This is a genomic window from Lacrimispora sp. 210928-DFI.3.58, from assembly GCF_020554865.1.
In the GTDB taxonomy this organism is placed as follows: domain Bacteria; phylum Bacillota; class Clostridia; order Lachnospirales; family Lachnospiraceae; genus Enterocloster.
In genome coordinates this window covers 1-2,329 of the sequence record NZ_JAJCIC010000086.1, presented here as the reverse complement: position 1 = coordinate 2,329, position 2,329 = coordinate 1, and the positions used below count along the sequence as shown (strand labels likewise).

Annotated in this window: 1 pseudogene; it reads left to right on the top strand. The window is 44.1% G+C overall.

The features are described 5' to 3' along the window. A pseudogene (locus tag LIZ87_RS21980) lies at nt 1-2,213 on the top strand (hypothetical protein); the annotation flags it as partial. Between the last annotated feature and the right edge of the window lie 116 nt (nt 2,214-2,329).

Below are 2,329 nucleotides of genomic sequence, written 5' to 3'. Positions count from 1 at the left end.
ACGAGAACGGCTATATGTTCACGAGCGGCTGGAAGGAGCAGAAGGATGAAAGCGGCAATACCATCGGCTGGCGACGTTTTGATTCCAAAGGCAGAGCAAAGAGAAGCGATACCTTTGAACTGCAGTCAGTGGGAGATAATCAGTATGCCTTTAACGCTGACGGCTTCATGCTGTACGGCTGGGTATCCAGCGCATTAAATCAGACGCTGACAGACCAAGAAGGGTGGAAAGAGGCAGATTATTATTTCGGAGAGCAGGGCGATGGAAGGCTGAAGACCGGCTGGCAGACGATCAATGTGTATGGCGGGTGGAAGGACGAAGCCGGATATGCGGATCACTCTTTCTACTTCTGCAGTGATGAGAGCAGTATTGGGCAGAAGAGTACAGGCTGGAAGACAATAGAAGAGTATACATACTATTTAGACGGCACAGGAGCAATGCTGGAAGGCCTTCATGAGGTGGAAGGGGCACTGTATTATTTTGATCCGACCGATGGCCATATGCTGACAGGTACGGAAGTTACAGTGAATGGCGTAAAATATGTTATTGATGACAACGGTGTGGCAATCCAAGAATCAGATGTAGAGAATCCGGTTATTATTACTCAGCCAGAGAGTGCAACAGGAATAATAGGAGACACAGTGAACTTCTATGTAGAAGCCAATGGTATTGATAGTTATCAATGGCAATTTAGCCGTGATAATGGAGAGACATGGCAATCAGCTGGTTTTACTGGAAGCCGGACAGCAACAATGACAGTGGAACTGAATGCTACTCGAATCCAATACAGCTTTCGTTGTGAACTGACAGGAAAAGATGGCAGTAAGCTTTACACAAATGTTGTAAAGGTTATAGAGAATTTTGAAATTACAAAACAGCCATCTGATGTAGAAGCATATTTAAATGATACGGTTGAGTTTCGCGTAGAGGCAAACGGAGCCAGCAGCTATCAGTGGCAGTTCAGCCGTGACAATGGAGAAACCTGGCAGTCGGCAGGCTTTAGCGGAAATAGGACTGCAATGATGACAGTAGAGTTAAACGCTACTCGAATCCAGTACAGCTTCCGTTGCGAATTGACAGGAAAGGATGGCAGCAAGCTTTATACGGATGTTGTAAGGGCGGTAGAAGCCTTTGAGATAACAAAGCAGCCTTCAAGTGTGGAAGCAAACGTAAACGATACGGTTGAGTTTCGTGTAGAAGCTGTCGGAGTCAGCAGCTATCAGTGGCAGTTCAGTCGTGACAATGAAGAGAGCTGGCAGTTAGCTGGATTTAGTGGAAATAGGACGGAAGCAATGACAGTAGAGTTAAATGCTACCCGGATCCAGTACAGCTTCCGTTGCGAATTGACGGGAAAAGATGGCAGCAAACTTTATACAGATTCTGTCAAGGCAGTAGAGATTTTTGAAATCACAAAGCAGCCTTCAAATACTGAAACCTATGTAAACGGTACAGTAGAATTCAATGTAGAAGCAGTCGGGGTCAATAGTTACCAGTGGCAGTTTAGCCGTGATAACGGAGAAACCTGGCAGTCAGCAGGCTTTAGCGGAAATCGTACAGCAACGATGACAGTAGAGTTGAATGCTACCAGGATTCAGTATAATTTCCGTTGTGAATTGACAGGAAGGGATGGTAGTAAGCTTTATACGGATATTGTCAAAGCAGAAGAGATTTTTGAAATTACAAAACAGCCCTCAAGCATAGAAGCATATGTGGATGATACGGTGGAATTTAATGTGGAGGCAGTAGGAGTCAGCTATTACCAGTGGCAGTTTAGCCGTGACAATGGAGAGACTTGGCAGACAGCAGGCTTTAGTGGAAATCGTACAGCGACAATGAGCGTAGATTTAAATGCTGTTCGGATCCGGTACATTTTCCGCTGTGAGCTGACAGGAAAAAATGGCAGTAAGCTTTATACAGACACTGTGAAGGCAGAGAAGATTGAATTATTTGAGATAACAAAACAGCCTTCAAGTGTAAATGCAGATGTAAATGATACCGTAATATTTAGCGTAGAGGCAATAGGGGCCAATAGCTATCAGTGGCAATTCAGCCGGAATAATGGAGAGACCTGGCAGGCGGCAGGCTTTGATGGCAGTAGGACAGCAGCAATGACAGTAGAATTAAATACAACGCGGATCAAGTATAGTTTCCGTTGTGAGTTAACAAATGCTGACGGTGAAACGCTCTATACGGATGTTGTAACAATTCAATAATACTTTTTCATTATCTTTAGCAAAGGAATAACCATTTATATAAATTAATGATTATTCCTTTGCTCAGACTGTAGACAAAGTTGGTGCTAGTTGATTACGCCCAGCACCACTTTTCT